Raw genomic sequence first — 19,867 nt, 5'->3', positions numbered from 1 at the left:
TCATGCCGCGATTTCTCGCTCCATTGCTCTTGCTGTGCCTGGCCTTCAACGCCCATGCCGACAGCTACATCACCCGCCTGCTGAACAAGCCGGTGCCTGGCGGCGTGGCCGTGGTCGATTTGGGCGCCGCGGCCCAGGCGCCGAAAGCCACGTACCTGGGCAAACCGGTGTTGGTGGTCAAGGAGCAGCAAAACTGGCTGGCGATTGTCGGCATTCCGCTGACGGTCCAGCCCGGTACCCAGCAGATCAGCAGTGGCGGCACCACCCAGCCATTCGTAGTCGGCTACAAGAAGTACCCCGAGCAGCGCATCACGTTGAAAAACAAACGCCAGGTGAATCCGGACCCGGCGGACCTTGCGCGGATCAATGCCGAGCTCGCGGTCCAATTGAAGGCCTACCGTAGCTTCAGCCCGAACATTCCCAGCAACCTGTTGCTGGACAAACCGGTCAACGGCCCGCTGTCGAGCAAGTTTGGCGTGCGCCGGTTCTTCAACGGCGAGGAACGCAACCCGCATTCCGGCCTGGATTTCGCCGTACCAGCCGGCACACCGATCAAGACCCCGGCCGCCGGCAAGGTCATCCTCACCGGCAATTACTTTTTCAATGGCAACACGGTGTTCGTCGACCATGGCCAGGGCTTCATCAGCATGTTCTGCCACATGTCGAAAATCGACGTGAAGGTTGGCCAGCAACTGGCACGGGGCACAGTGGTGGGCAAGGTCGGCGCCACGGGCCGGGCGACCGGGCCGCACATGCACTGGAACATCAGCCTGAACGATGCGCGGGTGGACCCGGCGATTTTCATCGGAGCGTTCCAGCCCTGACACTGCCGACCAGCAATTGCCGAGCTCCAAATATCGACGCAATTTTTGAGACAAATATTGCTAAAAAGCGCGATTAAATCTCGTGCTTTTACCTAAAAACAGAACTTATCCCAATTTTTTCCGACTGCTTGCGATCCCCGGTGCACACGGTTAGGGTTGAATCCATGAAAACCTCTCACACCCTCATCCAGCTTCGCCAGCACCGCAGCCTGTGCCTCGTCAGCGCACGACTGCCGGGCTGAATCGCGGCACCTCGTCCCGGCTGACAAGCCACCCTATTCGAACCACCGGCAGGCCGCCTTTTTCCGGCCACGACAATAAGGATTCCGCCCCATGAGCATGCTCAAAGACCCGTCTTCGAAATACCGCGCCTTCCCGACCATCAACCTCCCGGATCGCACCTGGCCGTCGAAGACCATCACCGCCGCGCCGATCTGGTGCAGCTCCGACCTGCGCGATGGCAACCAGTCGCTGATCGAGCCGATGGACGCTGCGAAGAAGCTGCGCTTCTGGAAAACCCTGGTGGCGGTAGGCGTCAAGGAAATCGAGGCGTCGTTCCCAGCCGCGTCCCAGACCGATTTTGATTTCGTGCGCACCCTCATTGAAGAAGGCCACATCCCGGACGACACCACCATCCAGGTGCTGACCCAGGCCCGTGAAGACCTGATCGCCCGGACCTTCGAATCCCTGCGCGGGGCGAAAAAAGCCATCGTCCACCTGTACAACGCCACCTGCCCGTCGTTCCGCCGCATCGTGTTCAACCAGGACAAGGAAGGCGTGAAGGAAATCGCCGTGAACGCGGCCAAGCTGTTCGTCAAATATGCCGCCCAGCAGCCGGAAACCCAATGGCAGTTCGAATACTCGCCGGAAACCTTCAGCGCCACCGAGCTGGAGTTCGCCAAGGAGGTCTGCGACGCAGTGATCGAAGTGTGGAACCCGACGCCCGAGCGCAAGGTGATCCTCAACCTGCCGGCCACCGTGGAAGTCGCCACCCCGAATATCTACGCCGACCAGATCGAGTGGTTCCACCGCAACATCAGCCGTCGTGACAGCGTGCTCATCAGCCTGCACACCCACAACGACCGTGGCACCGGCGTCGCTGCCACCGAGCTGGGCCTGATGGCCGGCGCCGACCGCGTCGAAGGCTGCCTGTTCGGCAACGGCGAGCGCACCGGCAACGTCGACCTGGTGACCGTGGCGCTGAACCTCTACACCCAGGGCATCAACCCCGAGCTGGATTTCTCCGACATCGACGGCGTGCGCAAAGTAGTCGAGGAATGCAACCAGATCCCGGTTCATCCTCGTCACCCGTACGTCGGCGACCTGGTCCACACCGCGTTCTCCGGCTCGCACCAGGATGCGATTCGCAAGGGCTTCGCCCAGCAGAAACCGGACACCCTGTGGGAAGTGCCGTACCTGCCGATCGACCCGGCCGACATCGGTCGCAGCTACGAAGCGGTGATCCGCGTGAACAGCCAGTCCGGCAAAGGCGGCATCGCCTACCTGCTGGAGCAGGAATACGGCATCAGCCTGCCGCGTCGCATGCAGATCGAGTTCAGCCAAGTGGTGCAACGTGAAACCGACCGCCTGGGCCTGGAAATGACCGCTCAGCAGATCCATGCCCTCCTCCAGCGCGAATACCTGCAAGCCAATACCCCGTATGCGCTGGTCAGCCATCGCCTGCAGGAAGAAAACGGCAACAGTGCAGTGGAAGTTGAAGTGGCCAGCAAGGGCCAGGGCGAGACCAACCTGCACTGGCGCGGCAAGGGCAACGGCGCGCTGGAAGCCCTGGTGGCCGGGCTGCCGATCCCGGTGGAAATCATGGACTACAACGAACACGCCATCGGCGCCGGCACCAACGCCAAGGCCGCGGCGTACATCGAACTGCGAGTCAACGGTGAACGCGCGGTGCATGGCGTCGGCATCGATGAAAACATCACCACGGCAAGCTTCAAGGCGCTGTTCAGTGCGCTGAACCGCTCGCTGAGCCAGCCGGAAGCCAAAGCGGCCTGATCGATCGTTGAATAACAAAAAGGCCCCGGGGTGTGAATCCCGGGGCCTTTTGTTTGTTTGATTATTGCCTGGCTGTCAGGCCATACCGTTATCAGGCATGGGTATCGATCGAAACGGTCATCGCCTGCAAAAGCGCAGCTTGCAAGGTCTGCAAAGTCGCCTGGGTCCCCATGATCTGGGTCTGGATCGCCATGGTTTCCTGAGCTTTCTGCTCCTGGTTGGCCTGGCTTTTCTGCACACGGGCCAATTGGGCTTGCTGGTCGGCGAGCAACTTTTCGGTCCGCTCGATCTGCTTCTTCAGCTGTTCGATGACGTTGCTGCCATTGCTGCCACCAACGCCGGCAATGTTCGCGCCGCTGGTGTCGACTTCCAACTTCTTGTCTTTTTCTTCCGCGCTATCAGTCGGTGCTACTGGACTGAGCACTTTTTCTTCTTCAGCCCCGCGAATGGACACTTTGGGTGCCGACAGCGGATAAGGGTTTACGGTCGTTGCACTGATACTGGTCATGGGGACTCCTCCTTGGCTGACCCGTTATCGGCCTGCAACAGCGTTCCTTGAGGACTGAATCGTTTCAATATACGAATTCGAAGCGATCAGCGTCCAGGTTCGCCGGGAACCGTGTGCGGTACGCCGCCAGGTCCGCCGCGCTCAGGCGAACGGTGAATACGCCGTCGGCCTCGCCGGCACCGAGGAGTGTCTCGCCCTGGAAGTCCAGTACCTGGCTGTCGCCGGTGTAGGCGAAACCCTTGCCATCGGTGCCGATACGGTTCACCGCCGCCACGTAGCAGAGGTTTTCGATGGCACGGGCCGGCAGCAGGCGATTCCAATGCTGGCGCCGGGCGCCCGGCCAGTTGGCGGTGTACAGCAACAGGTCGGTGTCCTCGGCGTCGCGGCTCCAGGCCGGGAAGCGCAGGTCGTAGCAGATCAACGGCCGGATCCGCCAGCCCTTGAGTTCGAACAGTACTTGGCGCTCGCCCGGTGTGTAGTGATTGTGTTCACCCGCCATGCGGAACAGATGGCGCTTGTCGTAATACAACACTTCGCCGTCCGGTCGCGCCCACAGCAAGCGATTGCGATGGCTGCCGTCGCCGGCCTGGACGATCACGCTGCCGGTGACCACCGCGTCCAGCTTCGCCGCCTGGACCTTGAGCCATTGGCTGGCGGGGCCGCTCTCAGGCTCCGCCAGGGTTTCGGATTCCATAGAAAATCCGGTGGTGAACATTTCCGGCAGGATGATGAGGTCCGCCCCGCGCGCCTGTTCGAGCAGCGCCTCGAAATGCTCCAGGTTCGCCTGGCGGTCGTGCCAGGCCAAGGTGGTCTGGACCAACGCAATGTTCAGGTCCGGCAATGCACTCAAATCACGCATAGTTTTTCCGCCGCTTCGCGCAGCGTCTCCTCGCGTTTGGCAAAGCACAGGCGCACCAGGCGCTGGCCTTGGGGCGGGTTCTGGTAGAACACCGAGATCGGAATGGTCGCTACGCCATGTTCGCGGGTCATCCAGACGGCCATGTCGACGTCATTCAGGTCGGGGCGAATCTGCGAATAATCCACCAGCTGGAAATAGGTGCCGGCGACCCGCTTGAAGTTGAAGCGCGACGGCGCCAGCAGATCGCAGAACAGGTCGCGCTTGGCCTGGTAGAAGTCCGGCAGTTCGTCGACGTGTTCCGGATGCTCGGCCATGTAGTCGGCCAGGGCGTACTGCAACGGCGTCACGCCGCAGAAGCTGACGTACTGGTGCACCTTGCGCAGCTCAGCTGTCAGCGCCGCTGGCGCTACCACGTAGCCAGTTTTCCACCCAGTGACGTGATAGGTCTTGCCGAACGAGCTGACCACGAAGGCGCGACGATACAGCTCTTCGTGGGCGAGGACGCTGGCGTGGGGTACGCCGTCGAACACCAGGTGTTCATAGACCTCATCGCTGATCAGGTAAATGTCGCGATCGCGGATCAGCGCCGCCAACTGGTCCAGCTCGGCGCGGCTGATCAAGGCGCCGCTGGGGTTGTGCGGGGTATTGAGGATGATCATGCGCGTACGCGGGCTCAGGGCCTCGCCGAGCTTCTGGAAGTCGATGGCGAAATCGTCCAGGCCCAACTGAACATGCACGCAACGCCCACCGGCCAATTGCACGGCAGGCTCGTAGCTGTCGTAGCTAGGGTCGAAGACAATCACTTCGTCGCCGCTGTGAACCACCGCCGCGATGGCGCAGAAAATCGCCTGGGTCGCGCCGGGGGTCACGGTGACTTCCTGATCGGCATCGACGTTGGCGCCATAACTGCGGGCGATCTTTGCCGCGATCTGCTGGCGCAGCGCTGGCAGGCCGGTCATCGGCGAGTATTGGTTATGGCCTTCGGCGATATGCCGGCCGACCGCATCGCGCAGGGCCTGCGGACCGTCGAAATCGGGAAACCCCTGGGACAGATTGAGCGCGCCGGTCTGCGCGGCGAGCTGGGACATCTGGGTGAAAATCGTGATGCCGACATTCGGCAACTTGCTGGTGATCATCGAGGGTTCCCTGGGTCTGCACCCGGCTCTGGTGCGGCGCGGGAGAGGTCGAGGATAGCCCAATCGGCCGCCACAAAAAAAGGTGCCCGCAAGGGCACCTTTTTCTACGGCAGCTACAAGCTACAAGCTGATGCGCACCGAACTTGCCGCTTGCAGCTTACAACTTGCCGCTGCTTTTATTTCTTATCGCGGCGCTTCTTGTCGGCCTTTTTGTGGTGCGACATCAAGCGGCGCTTCTTGTTGACCTGGCGGTCGGTGAGCGTGTTCTTGTTGCCTTCGTACGGGTTCTCGCCTCCCTTGAACTCGATGCGGATCGGCGTGCCGACCAGCTTCAGGACGCGGCGATAGGTATTCTCCAGGTAGCGAACGTACGACTTGGGCACCTTTTCGATCTGGTTACCGTGAATCACGATGATCGGCGGGTTGGCACCACCCAAGTGGGCGTAGCGCAACTTGATCCGACGGTTGTTGACCATCGGTGGCGCGTGTTCGCCCACCGCATCTTCGAGGATCTGGGTGAGGCGGTTGGTCGGCCAGCGAGTGACCGCCGACTTGAACGAGTTCTGTACCGAGGCGTAGAGGTTGCCCACGCCGGTGCCGTGCAGGGCCGAGATGAAGTGGATGTCGGCGAAGTCGACGAAGAACAGCCGGCGCTGCAATTCGACCTTCACGTAGTCGCGCTCGCTCGGCGTCATGCCGTCCCACTTGTTGATCGCGATGACCAGCGCACGACCGGCTTCCAGGGCAAAGCCCAGCAGGTTCAAGTCGTGATCGACCACGCCTTCGCGGGCGTCCATCACGAAGATCACCACGTTGGCGTCTTTGATCGCCTGCAAGGTCTTGACCACGGAGAATTTTTCGACTTCCTCGTGGATCTTGCCGCGCTTGCGCACACCGGCGGTGTCGATCAGCGTGTACTTCTCTTCGTTACGCTCGAAGGGAATGTAGATGCTGTCACGGGTGGTGCCGGGCTGGTCGTAGACGATGACCCGGTCTTCGCCCAGCATGCGGTTGACCAGGGTCGACTTGCCGACGTTCGGGCGGCCGATGATGGCGATCTTGATCCCGTCTTTTTCGCTCGGGCCAGGAATGCGCTTGGCTTCCTCGCCCTCGGCAACGATTTCTTCCTCGCCCTCTTCCGGCTCGTCTGCGTCGTCCTTGGGGAAATCAGCCAGGGCGATTTCCAGCATCTGGGTGATGCCACGGCCGTGGGCGCCGGCTATCGGGATCGCCTGGCCCATTCCCAATGGCGCGAACTCGGCGCGAGCCATGTCCGGGTCGATGTTGTCGACCTTGTTGGCAACCACGTAGGAGCGCTTGTTACGTTTGCGCAAATGCTCGGCGATCATCTGGTCGGCGGCGGTAAAACCGGCCTTGGCGTCTACCAGGAACAGCACCACATCGGCTTCTTCGATGGCGAGCAGCGACTGCTCGGCCATTTTTTCGTCCATGCCATGTTCATCACCGGAGATGCCGCCGGTGTCGACCAGAATATAGGTACGCCCTTGCCACTTGGCCTCACCGTATTGGCGATCACGGGTCAGACCGGACAAGTCGCCGACGATGGCGTCGCGAGTCCTGGTCAGGCGGTTGAACAAGGTGGACTTGCCGACGTTCGGTCGGCCCACCAGGGCGATTACGGGAACCATGCGGCTCTCCACTTCGTTATTTCAGAAAATACAAAAGCCGCTGCGAGGCAGCGGCTGGTGCTCGGGGCAGTCTGTGCAAGCCCTGCGAACCTTGCGAACAAGGCCGCTTGGGGGATTAGCCCCAAGCATAGTCTTACTTGATGGTCAGGGCTTCCAGTTTGCCGCTGTTGCCATACACATAAATCATGCTGCCCACCACCAGCGGACGGGCACGCAGGCCGTCGCTGTCGATGCGCTCGCGGCCGACGAAACGACCGTCCACCTGGCTGAGCAGGTGCAGGTAACCTTCCAGGTCACCCACTGCAACGTAGCTGGAGAAGACTTCCGGGGCCGACAGTTGACGGCGGGCCAGGGAATCGTTGCTCCACAATGCCGTGGTGGAACGCTCGTCGACGCCTTCGACGGTGCCCGAGGACAGGCTCACGTAGACGCTGCCGAAGCCTTGGGCGACACCGGCGTAGCTGGAGGCATCGCGCTGCCACAATACACGGCCGCTTTCCAGGTCCAACGCCGCGACGCGGCCCTGGTAGCTGGCAACGTAGAGCGTGCCGCCGGACAGCAGCAGGCCGCCGTCGATGTCGACCACGCGCTCCAGTTCCGAACGACCTTGCGGGATGGCTACGCGTTGTTCCCATAGCGGCACGCCGTTGGAAATGTCCAGGGCAACGACTTTACCGGTCGACAAGCCAGCCACCGCGAGGCGGTTGGTGACAATCGGTGCGCTGGTGCCGCGCAGGGTCAGTACCGCCGGGGTGCTGTCATATAACCAGCGTTGGCTGCCGGTGGCGGCATCCAAACCGATCAGACGATCATCCTGGGTCTGGATCACTACCACGTCGCCGTTGGTGGCAGGCGGTGCCAGGACTTCACTGGTCACGCGGGCGCGCCATTTCTCTTCACCGCTGCTCGCGTCAAGGGCGACAATCTCGCCCTTGAGCGTGCCGATCATCACCAGCCCGTAACCCACGCCAACGGCGCCGGACACAGGCAGTTCAAGATCCTTTTCCCATTTGACGTCGCCGCTCATGCGGTCCATCGCCATGATGACGCCTGTGACGTCGCCGGCATAGATGGTGTCGCCGTCGATAGCCGGCACCAGCATGTTGTAGGTTTCGCCCTGGCCGTCACCGATGGAACGGCTCCATTGCTTCTGCAGCACGACTTCTTCTTTGAAGTCGGTCAGTTCGGCTGGAGGCAGTTCTTTCTTGCTGTTGCTGCTGCAACCCGCGGCCAGAATGGCCAGGGCCAGCAATGCTGCATGTTTCCAACGGATCACGTCACGCATCCCCTTTAGCCAGGTCGTCCAGCTTGATTTGCAGGCCACCGACCGCGGCTTCATCCGACAGCGCAGCCTTGGCTTTTTGGTAGGCCGCATGGGCCTCATCAGCGCGGCCCAGCTGTACCAGCAGGTCGCCCTTGAGTTCTTCGCGAGTCGCCAGGAACGCCTTGTCGGCGTCGCCGTCGAGCAGCTTCAAGGCGTCTTCAGCCTTGTTCTGCGCCGCCAGCACCTGTGCCAGACGCTGACGCGCCACTTCGCCCAGGGTCGGGTTGGCCGGCTTGTCGACGATGGCCTTCAGCTCGGTGGCCGCGTCGTCCAGTTTGCCGCTGTCTACCGCGACCTTGGCCACGAACAGGCTGCCGTACTGGGCGTAGGCGGTGCCGCCGAACTCCTTGTTGAGCTTGCCAGCCAGGTCCGCCACGCGGGCAGGGTCAGGCTTGCCGTCCGGTGTCAGGGTGGTCTCCAGCAATTGCTGATAGAGCATCGAGGCGCCTTGCGACTGGTTGCCCTGGTATTTCTGGTAGGCCTGCCAACCGAACACGATGACCAGCGCCAGCAGGCCGCCAGTGAGCAGTGGCTTGCCGTTGCGCGTCCACCAGTCCTTCAAATCCGCCAGCTGTTCATCTTCGCTACTCGACACCCCAATACTCCTTAATCGCTAAATCGGCTGTTTGACAGCTTCAACCCTGCACGACGCAGGTGGCCAGGTGTGCAGCAAGCGCATCCCAGGCAATGCTTTGTTGTTCGCCCTGGCCACGCAGGGGTTTGAAACCTACCACTTGTTGGGCCAGTTCGTCGTCACCGAGGATCAATGCGTACAACGCACCGCTCTTGTCGGCTTTCTTGAATTGGCTTTTGAAACTGCCGCCGCCGGCATTGATCTGCAGGCGCAGGTTGGGCAACTGGTCGCGGACCCGTTCGCTCAGGGCCAGGGCTGCCAGTTCGGCGGCCTCGCCGAAGGCGCACAGGTAGACGTCAACCTGGCGGGCCAGTTCTTCAGGCACCTTGTCCAGTGCTTCAAGCATCAGCACCAGGCGCTCGATGCCCATTGCAAAGCCCACGCCCGGCGTGGGCTTGCCGCCCATCTGTTCCACCAGCCCGTCGTAGCGGCCGCCGGCGCATACGGTGCCCTGGGCGCCGAGCTTGTCGGTGACCCATTCGAATACGGTCTTGCTGTAGTAATCCAGGCCACGGACCAACTTGGGGTTGATCACGTAGGGAATGCCGACGGCGTCCAGGCGCGCCTTCAGCCCTTCGAAATGCGCACGGGATTCGTCGTCGAGGTAGTCGGCCATTTTCGGCGCGTCGACCAGGATCGCCTGGGTTTCCGGATTCTTGGTGTCCAGCACCCGCAGTGGATTGGTCTTCAGGCGGCGTTGGCTGTCTTCGTCCAGCTTGTCCACGTGCCCGGAAAGAAATTCCACCAACGCTTCGCGATAACGGCCACGGGACTCGCTGGTGCCCAGGCTGTTGAGCTCAAGCTTGACCGCATCGCGCAGCCCCAGCTCGCCCCACAGGCGCCAGGTCATGACGATCAGCTCGGCGTCGATGTCCGGACCTTCCAGGTTGAACACTTCCAGGCCGATCTGGTGGAACTGGCGATAACGGCCTTTCTGCGGACGTTCGTGACGGAACATCGGGCCGATGTACCAGAGTTTCTGCACCTGTCCGCCACCGGTGATGCCGTGTTCGAGCACCGCACGCACGCACGCCGCGGTGCCTTCGGGACGCAGGGTCAGCGAATCGCCGTTGCGGTCGTCGAAGGTGTACATCTCTTTCTCGACGATGTCGGTGACTTCGCCGATGGAGCGCTTGAACAGCTCGGTGAACTCGACGATGGGCATGCGGATCTGCCGGTAACCGTAGTTATCCAGCAGGCGCGCCACGGTGCCCTCGAAATAGCGCCACAGGGGCGTCTGCTCGGGCAGGATGTCGTTCATGCCACGAATGGCTTGCAGAGACTTGCTCACATGTATTCCTTAATCTTTCGACTTAACCGCGCGCGATGACCGCTGCGTCGGCTTCGACCTTTTCGGCCGCTTTCTGGCGGATCAGCCGTTCCAGCTCATCCACCAGATTGTCATTCGTCAGTTTCTGCGACGGCTTGCCGTCGATGTAAATCAGGTTCGGCGTACCGCCAGTCAGGCCGATGTGGGCCTCCTTGGCTTCGCCCGGCCCGTTGACCACGCAACCGATCACCGCGACATCCAGCGGCACCAGCAAATCTTCAAGGCGCCCTTCCAGCTCGTTCATGGTCTTGACCACATCGAAGTTCTGCCGCGAGCAACTCGGGCAGGCGATGAAGTTGATACCGCGGGAACGCAGGTGCAAGGATTTGAGAATGTCGTAGCCGACTTTCACTTCCTCGACCGGGTCCGCCGCCAACGAGATGCGGATGGTATCGCCAATCCCTTCGGCGAGCAGCATACCGAGGCCGACGGCGGATTTCACCGTGCCCGAACGCAACCCACCGGCTTCAGTGATGCCCAGGTGCAGCGGCTGGACGATTTCCTTGGCCAGCAGGCGGTAGGCTTCGACGGCCATGAACACATCGGACGCCTTCACGCTGACCTTGAAGTCCTGGAAATTCAGGCGCTCCAGGTGCTCCACATGGCGCAGGGCCGATTCCACCAGCGCGGCCGGGGTCGGTTCGCCATATTTCTTTTGCAGGTCTTTTTCCAGGGAACCGGCGTTGACGCCGATGCGGATCGGGATGCCACGGTCGCGAGCGGCATCTACCACCGCGCGCACCCGGTCTTCGCGACCGATGTTGCCCGGATTGATACGCAGGCAGTCGACGCCCAGCTCGGCCACGCGCAAAGCGATGCGGTAGTCGAAGTGAATGTCGGCCACCAGCGGCACCTTGACCAATTGCTTGATCTTGCCGAACGCCTCGGCGGCGTCCATGTCAGGCACGGAAACACGCACGATGTCGACACCGGCGGCTTCCAGGCGGTTGATCTGCGCAACGGTGGCGGCTACGTCATTGGTGTCGCTGTTGGTCATGCTCTGCACAGCGATTGGCGCATCGTCGCCCACGGGCACGTTACCGACCCAGATCTTCCGGGATTCGCGACGTTTGATTGGAGATTCGCCGTGCATGACTTATTGACCCAACTTCAGGCGAGCGGTCTCGCCACTGGTGAACGGAGCCACGTCGACCGGCTGGCCGTTGTAGCTGACCTGCGCGCCACGGGCATAGCCCAGGCGTACCGCAAACGGAGGCTTGCCGTTGATGGAAGTGCTGTCGCCCTTGCGCTTGAGGCCACTGAACAACACCTTGCCGTTGCCGTCGGTGACCTGCGTCCAGCAGTCGGCGATGAATTGGATTTGTACCTGGCCATCACCCGGTGCCGGAGCCGCCGCGGTTGCCGGAGCTGCCGGGGCCGCGGGAGCCGTCGGCGTGGCCACGGTTGGCGCTGGCGCGGCCAGCGTCGGGGCCGGGGCTGCCGGCGCGGTGCCGGCGTGGGCTGGAGCCGTCGGTGCGGCAGGAGCTGGAGCAGGTGCGGGAGCCACTGGAGCGCTCGGCTCAGCGCCAGCGGCGGCATCGGCCTCGGCGCCGTCCTGGCCCTGAGGCAAGGCCAGGGCGGTTTCGCCTTCGGCTTGTGCTTCCACGACAGCCTGGTCTTCCGGCTCATCCAACGGATGGATCTGGGTGGTGCCGTCGGCGCCTTCGACTTCGACGTGTTCAGGGTTCATGGCGACCGGTTCCTTGGTGCGCAAGGACGCCTGGTCCTGCCACCAGACGAAACCGCCACCGATCACCGCGATCAGCAGCAACAGGCTGACGATTCGCAAAATGGTGTGGGAAACACGCACCGGCTCTTCGATACGACCCAGGCTGTGCACGCTGCTGCCCTGGGCGTCGGAACCGGTGTATTGATCGAATTGCTGGACCAGCACTGTCTGGTCCATGCCGAGCAATTTGGCATAGGCGCGGATATAGCCCCGGGCAAAGGTGTGCCCAGGCAATTTGTCGAACGCGCCAGCTTCCAGATTGCCCAGGGAAGTCACGGTGAGATTGAGCTTGAGGGCCACTTCGGCCAGCGACCAACCATTGCTTTCGCGGGCTTGACGCAGGGTCTCACCGGGATTTACGCGAGTCGCTGCTACAACTTCGGGATGCGCCGCTTTCATCATTGCTCCGACAGGTATTGCTGATATTCCGGCGTACCGGGATAGAGTCTTTTGAGTTGCAGGCCATAGCTTGCGGCCTTGTCACGATCTTCAAACACATGTGCCAGCCGAACGCCGAGCAATAGACTACGTGCATTTTGCTCGCTCAGCAGGCTAAAACGTTCGTAATAGTCACGCGCGGGCACATAATGCCTGTCTTCGTAAGACAACTCAGCCATTTCCAGCAATGCGCGCGGTTGCTGGCGGTTGAGTCGCAGTGCCTTTTCAAGCTGCTGGCGGGCCAGGTCGCGCTGGCCGAGTTTCGCGGCGGTCATGCCAAGGTTTTCAAAAACCCGTGAACGTTCGGGATAAAGGGTATCGGCGGCCGCTTGCTCGAAGCGTTCGTAGGCCTCTTTGTAACGAGCCTGCTCGTAAAGGAAGCTGCCGTAGTTGTTCAGGAATCGGGCATCTTGCGGCCGGGCCGACAGCGCCTTGCGAAAATGTTCATCGGCCAGTTCCGGCTCCATCTCCGCCTGGAACACCAAGGCCAGCGCCGCGTTGGCATCGGCATCGCTGCCGTCCAGCTCCAGGGCTTTCTTGAGGGGCACCTTGGCCCGCTCGGTCATGCCCTGTTGCAAATAGCCGATGCCCAACTGCACGTAGGCTTCGCGCGCTTCGTCGCGGCCCTTGCTGGTCTTCATCGGGTTGTAGTCACCCGACAGCACACAACCGGAACAAAGGCCGGCCAACAGCAACAGCAGCGCAAAGCGCAGGGACATAGAGTTCCTCTCTTAGTGACTGTTCGCAGCGTTTTGCACTGCATCGTCGGCGGCGTTCAATTCGCGCACGGCAATGTAGCGTTCGCTGCGACGGGTGCGATCCAGCACCTGTCCTACCAACTGGCCACACGCGGCGTCGATGTCTTCGCCGCGGGTGGTGCGCACGGTGACGTTGAAGCCAGCGTGGTGAAGCTGATCCTGAAAGCGACGAATCGCGTTATTGCTCGGGCGCTCGTAGCCGGAATGCGGGAACGGGTTGAACGGGATCAGGTTGATCTTGCACGGGATGTTCTTGAGCAGCTCGATCATCTCGACGGCGTGTTCAACCTTGTCGTTCACGTCCTTGAGCAAGGTGTACTCGATGGTCAGCACGCGCTTTTCGCCCAGGGACGACATATAGCGCTGGCACGACTCGAGCAGCATCTTAAGCGGATATTTCTTGTTGATCGGCACCAATTGGTTACGCAATGCGTCATTGGGTGCGTGCAGCGACAACGCCAGGGAGACGTCGATGTGCTTGGCCAGCTCATCGATCATCGGCACCACGCCGGAGGTGGACAGGGTCACGCGGCGCTTGGAGATGCCGTAGCCCAGGTCGTCCATCATCAGGTGCATGGCGGCCACGACGTTGTCGAAGTTCAGCAGCGGCTCACCCATGCCCATCATCACCACGTTGGTGATGGCACGGTCGACGGTTGCCGGGACGCTGCCAAAGGATTTGTTGGCTATCCACACCTGGCCGATCACTTCGGCGGCGGTGAGGTTGCTATTGAAGCCTTGCTTGCCGGTGGAGCAGAAACTGCAATCCAGGGCACAGCCTGCCTGGGACGAAACGCACAAGGTGCCGCGCTTGCCCTGGGGAATGTAGACGGTCTCGACGCAGCTACCGGACGCCACGCGCACCACCCACTTACGGGTGCCGTCGCTGGAGATGTCCTCGCTGACCACTTCCGGACCGCGAATTTCAGCAACAGCCTTGAGCTTTTCGCGCAAGGCCTTGCTGACATTCGTCATGGCGTCGAAGTCGTCGACGCCAAAGTGGTGAATCCATTTCATTACCTGGCCGGCACGGAAACGCTTCTCCCCGATCGAGTCGAAGAATTTCTCCATTTCCGGCTGGGTCAGGCCCAACAGGTTGGTTTTGCCGTTCGATGTAGTCATGGATTCACCTTCACTCAAAAGCCTGGGCTTAGCGAGTGGTTACTTCAGTAGCGGAGAAAAAGTAAGCGATTTCGCGAGCAGCGGCGGCTTCGGAGTCCGAACCGTGGACGGCGTTGGCGTCGATGGACTCAGCGAAGTCAGCACGGATGGTGCCGGCAGCAGCTTCTTTAGGGTTGGTAGCGCCCATCAGCTCACGGTTGCGAGCGATGGCGTTTTCGCCTTCCAGCACCTGAACGACAACCGGACCGGAGGTCATGAAGGCAACCAGCTCGCCGAAGAAACCGCGCTCGCTGTGCTCAGCGTAGAAGCCTTCGGCCTCGGCTTTGGACAGCTGCTTCATTTTCGAAGCTACAACGCGCAGGCCAGCGTCTTCGAAACGGGTAACGATCTTGCCGATCACGTTTTTAGCAACGGCGTCAGGCTTGATGATGGAGAAAGTACGTTGAACAGCCATGGTGTAACTCCAGAAACGGTAATTTACGAAAAATTAAACCCGCGAATTATACGCGGGTTCTTGGGTATTGCCTAACCTGCGAGGCGATCAGTCCAATTCTGCGGCCCAGAGCTCCTGGACCGCTTCCAACACCTTCTCGCCGACTCGGCCAGAAGTGGCATCGAAGTCCGGCAGCTCCAGGATCATCTGCTGCAGGCGGACGAAACCTACAGAGTACGGATCGAGACCCTCGTGGGCCTCGGCCAATTCTTCCGCGATGCGTTGTACATCATTCCAACCATAGCTCATGACAGTGTCACCATCAGTGCGGCGCTTCAGCCGCATGGTTAAGCGAATATTTCGGGATTTCGACCACCAGGTCCTCGGTGCCAACCTTGGCCTGACAGGTCAGGCGCGACGTCGGCTCAAGGCCCCAGGCCCGATCAAGGTAGTCTTCCTCCAGCTCATCGGCCTCATTGAGCGAGTCGAAACCTTCGCGAATGATGCAATGGCACGTGGTGCAGGCACACACGCCGCCGCAGGCGCTCTCGATCTCGATGTGGTTGTCATGGGCCACTTCAAGCAGGGACTTGCCGGTTTCGGCCTCTACCACCATACCGTCCGGGCAATGCTCGGCGTGTGGCAGAAAAATGATCTGCGGCATCAGTTATTCCTCGATTTCATTCAGGTTGCGCCCCGCCAGGGCGGCTTTCACCGTCGAGTCCAGGCGGCGGGCAGCAAAGGCATCGGTGACCTGCGACAGACGCTTGGTCTGCTGCTCGATGGCATAACCATCGGTGCCTTTGATCAATTCAGAAAGTTCTTGCATCCGCATTTCAATGACCATGCGCTCTTCGGCGTCGAGCAAGCGCTCGCCATCGGCTTCGAGGGCGGCCTGCACGGCTTCGATCAGGCGCTGGGCGTCGACTTGCTGTTCGCGCAATACGCGGGCGACCTTGTCGTCGCTGGCGTGCTGGAAGGAATCCTTGAGCATCTTGGCGATCTCGCCGTCGGTCAGGCCATAGGACGGCTTGACCTGGATGCTCGCCTCGACGCCCGAACCCAGCTCGCGGGCGGAGACGTTGAGCAAGCCGTCGGCATCGACCTGGAAGGTCACGCGGATCTTCGCCGCACCAGCAACCATCGCCGGGATGCCGCGCAGTTCGAAGCGGGCCAGGGAACGGCAGTCGCTGATCAGCTCACGCTCGCCTTGCAGCACGTGGATCATCATGGCCGACTGGCCGTCTTTGTAGGTGGTGAAGTCCTGGGCGCGGGCAACCGGGATGGTGGTGTTGCGTGGAATCACCTTCTCCATCAGGCCGCCCATGGTTTCCAGGCCCAGGGACAACGGAATCACGTCGAGCAGCAGCAATTCGCCGCCTTCGCGCTTGTTGCCGGCCAAGGTGTCAGCCTGGATCGCGGCGCCGATGGCCACCACCTGATCCGGGTCGATTTCGGTCAGCGGCTGGCGGCCAAAGGCTTCGGCGACGGCTTCGCGAACCCGAGGCACGCGGGTCGACCCGCCGACCATGACCACTGCCTTCACCTCTTCAAGCTCAACGCCGGAATCACGCACGGCACGGCGGCAGGCCTTGAGGCTGCGGGCGACCATGGGCTCGATCAGGGCATCGAAGGCTTCGCGGGTCAGCGCGGCCTTCCAGTCGCCATAGGCAACTTCAACCGTGGCGACGTCGGTCAAGGCTTCCTTGGCCGCGCAGGCGGTTTGCAGCAGTTGGCGTTGCGCACCCGGGTCGAGGTCAGCGGAGAGGCCCGCTTGCTCGATGATCCAGCCGGCGATGGCATGATCGAAGTCATCGCCGCCCAGGGCACTGTCGCCACCGGTGGCCAGGACTTCGAAAACACCACCAGTCAGGCGCAGGATAGAAATATCGAACGTGCCGCCACCCAGGTCGTAAATCGCGACGAGGCCTTCGGCGTGTTGGTCCAGGCCGTACGCCACCGCAGCGGCCGTCGGCTCGTTGAGCAGGCGCAGGACGTTGAGGCCGGCGAGCTTGGCCGCATCCTTGGTCGCTTGGCGCTGGGCATCATCGAAATAGGCTGGAACAGTGATGACCGCACCCACCAGCTCACCGCCCAACGCCGCTTCGGCACGCTGGCGCAGGACCTTGAGGATGTCGGCGGACACTTCAACCGGGCTTTTCGGGCCCTGTACGGTTTCGATGAACGGCATGTGGGATTCGCCGCCGACAAAGCGGTACGGCAGCTGATCGCCCAATTGCTTGACGTCGGACAGACCACGACCCATCAAGCGCTTGACCGAGACAATAGTGTTCAGCGGATCGGTGGCCGCGGCCAGCTTGGCCGACTCGCCCACTTCGACATGATCGGCGTGATAGCGCACGGCAGACGGCAGGATCACCCGCCCCTGCTCGTCGGCCAGCGGTTCGGAAAGACCGCTGCGCAAGGCAGCGACCAGGGAATTGGTAGTACCCAAGTCGATCCCGACAGCCAGGCGACGCTGGTGCGGTTGTGGACTTTGGCCGGGTTCGGCGATCTGCAGTAGGGCCATCGTAATCAGGACTTATCTGTAATCAGGCGTGCGACCGGAGCGGCACTGGGTTAATCGTCGAGGCGCTCTTCGAGCTGGCGCACTTCGTAGGTGAGCTTGTCGAGGAACTGCATGCGCCGCATCAGGCGTTCGGCCTGTTCGCGTTGCGCGGCATCGTTCCAGCAGGCTGCGAAGCTGTCGTTCAGTGTTTGCTGGGCGTCTTTCAAGCGGCGCTTGAATACCGCGACTCCGGCCAGGTCGGCGCTGTCCTGCAGGTCTTCAAGCTCCTCACGCCATTGCATCTGCTGCAACAGGAACTCGGGATCGTGGACCGTGACCTCCAGCGGCAACTCATGGCCGCTGATGGCGAGCAGGTAACGTGCGCGCTTGGCCGGGTGCTTGAGCGTCTGGTAAGCCTCGTTGAGGTTCGCCGACTGCTCGAGCGCCCGCCGCTGCTCCGCCTCGGAGGCATCGGCAAAGCGGTCGGGATGGACGCCACGGGCCAGTTCCAGATAACGCGCGGACAACTGATCGAGGTCCAACTGGAACGCAGGCTGCAACTGGAACAACGCAAAATGACAAGGAGTACCCACAAGCTGCCTCAGATGTTGAAGCTTTCGCCGCAGCCACATTCACCGCGCACGTTGGGGTTGTTGAACTTGAAGCCTTCGTTCAACCCTTCCTTGACGAAATCCAGCTCGGTGCCGTCCAGGTACGTCAGGCTTTTCGGGTCGATGATCACTTTCTGACCATGACTTTCGAATACCTGGTCGTCTTCACCGACTTCGTCGACGAATTCCAGTACATAGGCGAGGCCGGAACAGCCCGTGGTGCGAACACCCAGGCGGATACCCTCGCCCTTGCCGCGCCCTGCAAGAGAGCGCTGGATATGGTTAGCTGCCGCTTCTGTCATCTGGATAGCCATGGAAAACTCCTTACCGTAACGCGGATCAGATCAAGCCTTTCTTCTGCTTGTAATCGCGAACGGCGGCCTTGATGGCGTCTTCGGCGAGTACCGAGCAGTGGATCTTCACTGGCGGCAGCGCCAGTTCTTCGGCCAGCTGAGTGTTCTTGATGGTTTCGGCTTCATCGAGGGTCTTGCCTTTCATCCACTCGGTGGCGAGGGAGCTGGACGCGATGGCCGAGCCGCAGCCGTAGGTCTTGAACTTGGCGTCTTCGATGATGCCTTGCTCGTTGACCTTGATCTGCAGGCGCATTACGTCGCCGCACGCCGGGGCGCCGACCATGCCGGTGCCGACGTCAGGATCCTGCGCGTCCATCTTGCCGACGTTGCGCGGGTTCTCGTAGTGGTCGATGACCTTTTCGCTATATGCCATTTGCTTTAATCCTCATCAGTGGAGCCGCTCTGGTGGCGACTTCTCAGTGCGCCGCCCATTCGATTTTCGAAATATCGACGCCGTCTTTGTACATATCCCACAGCGGCGACAAAGCGCGCAGCTTGGTAACGGCCTCGCAGACTTTCTGCGCGGCGTAATCGATTTCTTCTTCGGTGGTGAAGCGGCCGAAGGTGAAGCGGATCGAGCTGTGCGCCAGTTCGTCGTTGCGGCCCAGGGCACGCAGTACGTACGAAGGCTCGAGGGACGCCGAGGTGCACGCCGAACCGGATGACACGGCCAGATCCTTGAGCGCCATGATCAGCGACTCGCCTTCAACGTAGTTGAAGCTCAGGTTCAGGTTGTGCGGTACGCGGGCGGTCAGGCTGCCGTTGACGTAGAGTTCTTCGAGGTGCTCGACCTGTTTGAAGAAACGGTCGCTCAGGGCCTTGATGCGAACGTTCTCGGCAGCCATGTCTTCCTTGGCCACGCGGAAGGCTTCGCCCATGCCGACGATCTGGTGGGTCGCCAGGGTGCCCGAACGCATGCCGCGTTCGTGACCGCCGCCGTGCATGGTCGCTTCGATGCGAACACGCGGCTTGCGGCTCACGTACAGCGCGCCGATGCCTTTAGGGCCGTAGGTCTTGTGGGCGGAGAACGACATCAGGTCGACTTTCAGCTTCGACAGGTCGATGTCGACCTTGCCGGTGGACTGCGCGCCGTCGACGTGGAACAGGACGCCCTTGGAGCGGGTCAGTTCGCCGATGGCAGCGATGTCGTTGACGGTGCCGATTTCGTTGTTCACGTGCATGATCGAGACCAGGATGGTGTCGTCGCGCAGTGCAGCTTCGATCATGGCCGGGGTGATGATGCCGTCTTCGCCTGGCTCGATGTAGGTGACTTCGAAGCCTTCACGCTCCAGTTGGCGCATGGTGTCCAGGACAGCCTTGTGCTCGATCTTGGAGGTGATCAGGTGCTTGCCCTTGGTGTGGTAGAAATGCGCGACACCTTTGATTGCCAGGTTGTCGGATTCGGTAGCACCGGAGGTCCAGACGATTTCACGCGGGTCGGCGTTGACCAGGTCGGCGACCTGGCGGCGGGCGTTTTCGACCGACTCTTCAGCCTTCCAGCCAAATACGTGGGAACGGGACGCCGGGTTGCCGAAGTTTCCGTCGACCAGCAGGCATTCACTCATTTTTTGCGCAACACGCGGATCAACCGGGGTGGTCGCTGAGTAATCAAGGTAAATCGGCAATTTCATGGACTC

Annotated in this window: 21 protein-coding genes; 2 read left to right on the top strand and 19 right to left on the bottom strand. The window is 61.3% G+C overall.

The features are described from left to right. Window positions 1–2: 2 nt before the first annotated feature. Together HU762_RS07260 and leuA are read left to right on the top strand one after the other, a co-directional pair. Window positions 3–824 carry a M23 family metallopeptidase gene (locus tag HU762_RS07260; RefSeq protein ID WP_186634784.1) on the top strand — a complete coding sequence of 274 codons (822 nt, stop codon included), beginning with the start codon at window positions 3–5 and terminating at the stop codon, window positions 822–824. Between the two features lie 333 nt (window positions 825–1,157). Continuing rightward, on the top strand, window positions 1,158–2,837 hold the full coding sequence (leuA, locus tag HU762_RS07255; RefSeq protein ID WP_186634781.1) for a 2-isopropylmalate synthase: 1,680 nt from the start codon (window positions 1,158–1,160) through the stop codon (window positions 2,835–2,837). A 91-nt stretch (window positions 2,838–2,928) separates the two neighbouring features. On the opposite strand, the gene HU762_RS07250 is transcribed toward leuA, so the two are convergent. The 19 genes from HU762_RS07250 to HU762_RS07160 form a co-directional block, all read right to left on the bottom strand. Further along, window positions 2,929–3,345, bottom strand: a complete 417-nt coding sequence (locus HU762_RS07250) for a hypothetical protein (protein ID WP_186634778.1) — start codon at window positions 3,343–3,345, stop codon at window positions 2,929–2,931. A gap of 64 nt (window positions 3,346–3,409) precedes the next feature. After that, complete coding sequence (locus tag HU762_RS07245; protein WP_186634775.1) at window positions 3,410–4,204, bottom strand: amidohydrolase; 795 nt, start codon at window positions 4,202–4,204, stop codon at window positions 3,410–3,412. Beyond that, window positions 4,192–5,340, bottom strand: a complete 1,149-nt coding sequence (locus tag HU762_RS07240; RefSeq protein ID WP_186634772.1) for a pyridoxal phosphate-dependent aminotransferase — start codon at window positions 5,338–5,340, stop codon at window positions 4,192–4,194. The genes HU762_RS07245 and HU762_RS07240 overlap by 13 nt, the downstream gene beginning before the upstream one ends. Window positions 5,341–5,516: 176 nt before the next feature. Next, window positions 5,517–6,989, bottom strand: coding sequence for a ribosome biogenesis GTPase Der (gene der / locus HU762_RS07235; protein WP_186611099.1), 1,473 nt, complete (start codon window positions 6,987–6,989; stop codon window positions 5,517–5,519). A 133-nt stretch (window positions 6,990–7,122) separates the two neighbouring features. Further along, window positions 7,123–8,274 (bottom strand): outer membrane protein assembly factor BamB, encoded by a 1,152-nt coding sequence (bamB, locus tag HU762_RS07230; RefSeq protein ID WP_186634769.1) that lies wholly within the window; start codon window positions 8,272–8,274, stop codon window positions 7,123–7,125. Next, window positions 8,267–8,908, bottom strand: a complete 642-nt coding sequence (locus HU762_RS07225) for a tetratricopeptide repeat protein (protein ID WP_186634766.1) — start codon at window positions 8,906–8,908, stop codon at window positions 8,267–8,269. The genes bamB and HU762_RS07225 overlap by 8 nt, the downstream gene beginning before the upstream one ends. Before the next feature lie 40 nt (window positions 8,909–8,948). Next, the gene (hisS, locus tag HU762_RS07220) at window positions 8,949–10,238 is read right to left on the bottom strand and encodes a histidine--tRNA ligase (protein WP_186634763.1); all 1,290 of its coding nucleotides are present in this window, start codon (window positions 10,236–10,238) and stop codon (window positions 8,949–8,951) included. Between the two features lie 22 nt (window positions 10,239–10,260). Beyond that, on the bottom strand, window positions 10,261–11,370 hold the full coding sequence (ispG, locus tag HU762_RS07215; protein ID WP_186634760.1) for a flavodoxin-dependent (E)-4-hydroxy-3-methylbut-2-enyl-diphosphate synthase: 1,110 nt from the start codon (window positions 11,368–11,370) through the stop codon (window positions 10,261–10,263). Window positions 11,371–11,373: 3 nt separating this feature from the next. Then, complete coding sequence (locus tag HU762_RS07210; protein ID WP_186634757.1) at window positions 11,374–12,405, bottom strand: RodZ family helix-turn-helix domain-containing protein; 1,032 nt, start codon at window positions 12,403–12,405, stop codon at window positions 11,374–11,376. Next, a complete protein-coding gene (gene pilW / locus HU762_RS07205; protein WP_186611093.1) occupies window positions 12,405–13,163 on the bottom strand; it encodes a type IV pilus biogenesis/stability protein PilW in 759 nt (252 codons plus the stop codon). Before pilW ends, HU762_RS07210 begins: the two co-directional genes overlap by 1 nt. Window positions 13,164–13,175: 12 nt before the next feature. Next, on the bottom strand, window positions 13,176–14,324 hold the full coding sequence (rlmN, locus tag HU762_RS07200; RefSeq protein WP_186634754.1) for a 23S rRNA (adenine(2503)-C(2))-methyltransferase RlmN: 1,149 nt from the start codon (window positions 14,322–14,324) through the stop codon (window positions 13,176–13,178). A gap of 28 nt (window positions 14,325–14,352) precedes the next feature. Then, on the bottom strand, window positions 14,353–14,778 hold the full coding sequence (ndk, locus tag HU762_RS07195; protein WP_042727994.1) for a nucleoside-diphosphate kinase: 426 nt from the start codon (window positions 14,776–14,778) through the stop codon (window positions 14,353–14,355). An 87-nt stretch (window positions 14,779–14,865) separates the two neighbouring features. Continuing rightward, complete coding sequence (gene iscX / locus HU762_RS07190) at window positions 14,866–15,066, bottom strand: Fe-S cluster assembly protein IscX (protein WP_016773328.1); 201 nt, start codon at window positions 15,064–15,066, stop codon at window positions 14,866–14,868. A 13-nt stretch (window positions 15,067–15,079) separates the two neighbouring features. Continuing rightward, window positions 15,080–15,421, bottom strand: coding sequence for an ISC system 2Fe-2S type ferredoxin (gene fdx / locus HU762_RS07185; RefSeq protein WP_042727996.1), 342 nt, complete (start codon window positions 15,419–15,421; stop codon window positions 15,080–15,082). 3 nt (window positions 15,422–15,424) lie between these two features. Further along, entirely contained in the window at window positions 15,425–17,287 is a 1,863-nt protein-coding gene (hscA, locus tag HU762_RS07180) for a Fe-S protein assembly chaperone HscA (protein WP_186634751.1), read from the bottom strand. Window positions 17,288–17,337: 50 nt separating this feature from the next. Next, window positions 17,338–17,859: a co-chaperone HscB gene (gene hscB, locus HU762_RS07175; RefSeq protein ID WP_186634748.1), complete on the bottom strand. Its 522-nt coding sequence runs from the start codon at window positions 17,857–17,859 to the stop codon at window positions 17,338–17,340. Window positions 17,860–17,867: 8 nt separating this feature from the next. Then, window positions 17,868–18,191 carry an iron-sulfur cluster assembly protein IscA gene (gene iscA, locus HU762_RS07170; protein ID WP_003185155.1) on the bottom strand — a complete coding sequence of 108 codons (324 nt, stop codon included), beginning with the start codon at window positions 18,189–18,191 and terminating at the stop codon, window positions 17,868–17,870. Window positions 18,192–18,216: 25 nt separating this feature from the next. Further along, on the bottom strand, window positions 18,217–18,603 hold the full coding sequence (gene iscU / locus HU762_RS07165) for a Fe-S cluster assembly scaffold IscU (protein ID WP_003185157.1): 387 nt from the start codon (window positions 18,601–18,603) through the stop codon (window positions 18,217–18,219). 43 nt (window positions 18,604–18,646) lie between these two features. Next, window positions 18,647–19,861: an IscS subfamily cysteine desulfurase gene (locus tag HU762_RS07160; RefSeq protein WP_186634745.1), complete on the bottom strand. Its 1,215-nt coding sequence runs from the start codon at window positions 19,859–19,861 to the stop codon at window positions 18,647–18,649. Window positions 19,862–19,867: the final 6 nt, after the last annotated feature.

Source organism: Pseudomonas sp. SWRI92 (assembly GCF_014268685.1).
GTDB lineage: Bacteria > Pseudomonadota > Gammaproteobacteria > Pseudomonadales > Pseudomonadaceae > Aquipseudomonas > Aquipseudomonas marvdashtae.
Note: the sequence above shows the minus strand (reverse complement) of the source record. Positions and strands in the feature narration are given on the sequence as shown.

Excerpts from the sequence above, each read along its gene's own strand:
- HU762_RS07260 (WP_186634784.1), top strand. The coding sequence starts at position 3 with ATGCCGCGATTTCTCGCTCCATTGCTCTTGCTGTGCCTGGCCTTCAAC.
- leuA (WP_186634781.1), top strand. The coding sequence starts at position 1,158 with ATGAGCATGCTCAAAGACCCGTCTTCGAAATACCGCGCCTTCCCGACC.
- HU762_RS07250 (WP_186634778.1), bottom strand. The coding sequence starts at position 3,345 with ATGACCAGTATCAGTGCAACGACCGTAAACCCTTATCCGCTGTCGGCA.
- HU762_RS07245 (WP_186634775.1), bottom strand. The coding sequence starts at position 4,204 with ATGCGTGATTTGAGTGCATTGCCGGACCTGAACATTGCGTTGGTCCAG.
- HU762_RS07240 (WP_186634772.1), bottom strand. The coding sequence starts at position 5,340 with ATGATCACCAGCAAGTTGCCGAATGTCGGCATCACGATTTTCACCCAG.
- der (WP_186611099.1), bottom strand. The coding sequence starts at position 6,989 with ATGGTTCCCGTAATCGCCCTGGTGGGCCGACCGAACGTCGGCAAGTCC.
- bamB (WP_186634769.1), bottom strand. The coding sequence starts at position 8,274 with ATGCGTGACGTGATCCGTTGGAAACATGCAGCATTGCTGGCCCTGGCC.
- ispG (WP_186634760.1), bottom strand. The coding sequence starts at position 11,370 with ATGCACGGCGAATCTCCAATCAAACGTCGCGAATCCCGGAAGATCTGG.
- HU762_RS07210 (WP_186634757.1), bottom strand. The coding sequence starts at position 12,405 with ATGAAAGCGGCGCATCCCGAAGTTGTAGCAGCGACTCGCGTAAATCCC.
- pilW (WP_186611093.1), bottom strand. The coding sequence starts at position 13,163 with ATGTCCCTGCGCTTTGCGCTGCTGTTGCTGTTGGCCGGCCTTTGTTCC.
- rlmN (WP_186634754.1), bottom strand. The coding sequence starts at position 14,324 with ATGACTACATCGAACGGCAAAACCAACCTGTTGGGCCTGACCCAGCCG.
- ndk (WP_042727994.1), bottom strand. The coding sequence starts at position 14,778 with ATGGCTGTTCAACGTACTTTCTCCATCATCAAGCCTGACGCCGTTGCT.
- iscX (WP_016773328.1), bottom strand. The coding sequence starts at position 15,066 with ATGAGCTATGGTTGGAATGATGTACAACGCATCGCGGAAGAATTGGCC.
- fdx (WP_042727996.1), bottom strand. The coding sequence starts at position 15,421 with ATGCCGCAGATCATTTTTCTGCCACACGCCGAGCATTGCCCGGACGGT.
- hscA (WP_186634751.1), bottom strand. The coding sequence starts at position 17,287 with ATGGCCCTACTGCAGATCGCCGAACCCGGCCAAAGTCCACAACCGCAC.
- iscA (WP_003185155.1), bottom strand. The coding sequence starts at position 18,191 with ATGGCTATCCAGATGACAGAAGCGGCAGCTAACCATATCCAGCGCTCT.
- iscU (WP_003185157.1), bottom strand. The coding sequence starts at position 18,603 with ATGGCATATAGCGAAAAGGTCATCGACCACTACGAGAACCCGCGCAAC.
- HU762_RS07160 (WP_186634745.1), bottom strand. The coding sequence starts at position 19,861 with ATGAAATTGCCGATTTACCTTGATTACTCAGCGACCACCCCGGTTGAT.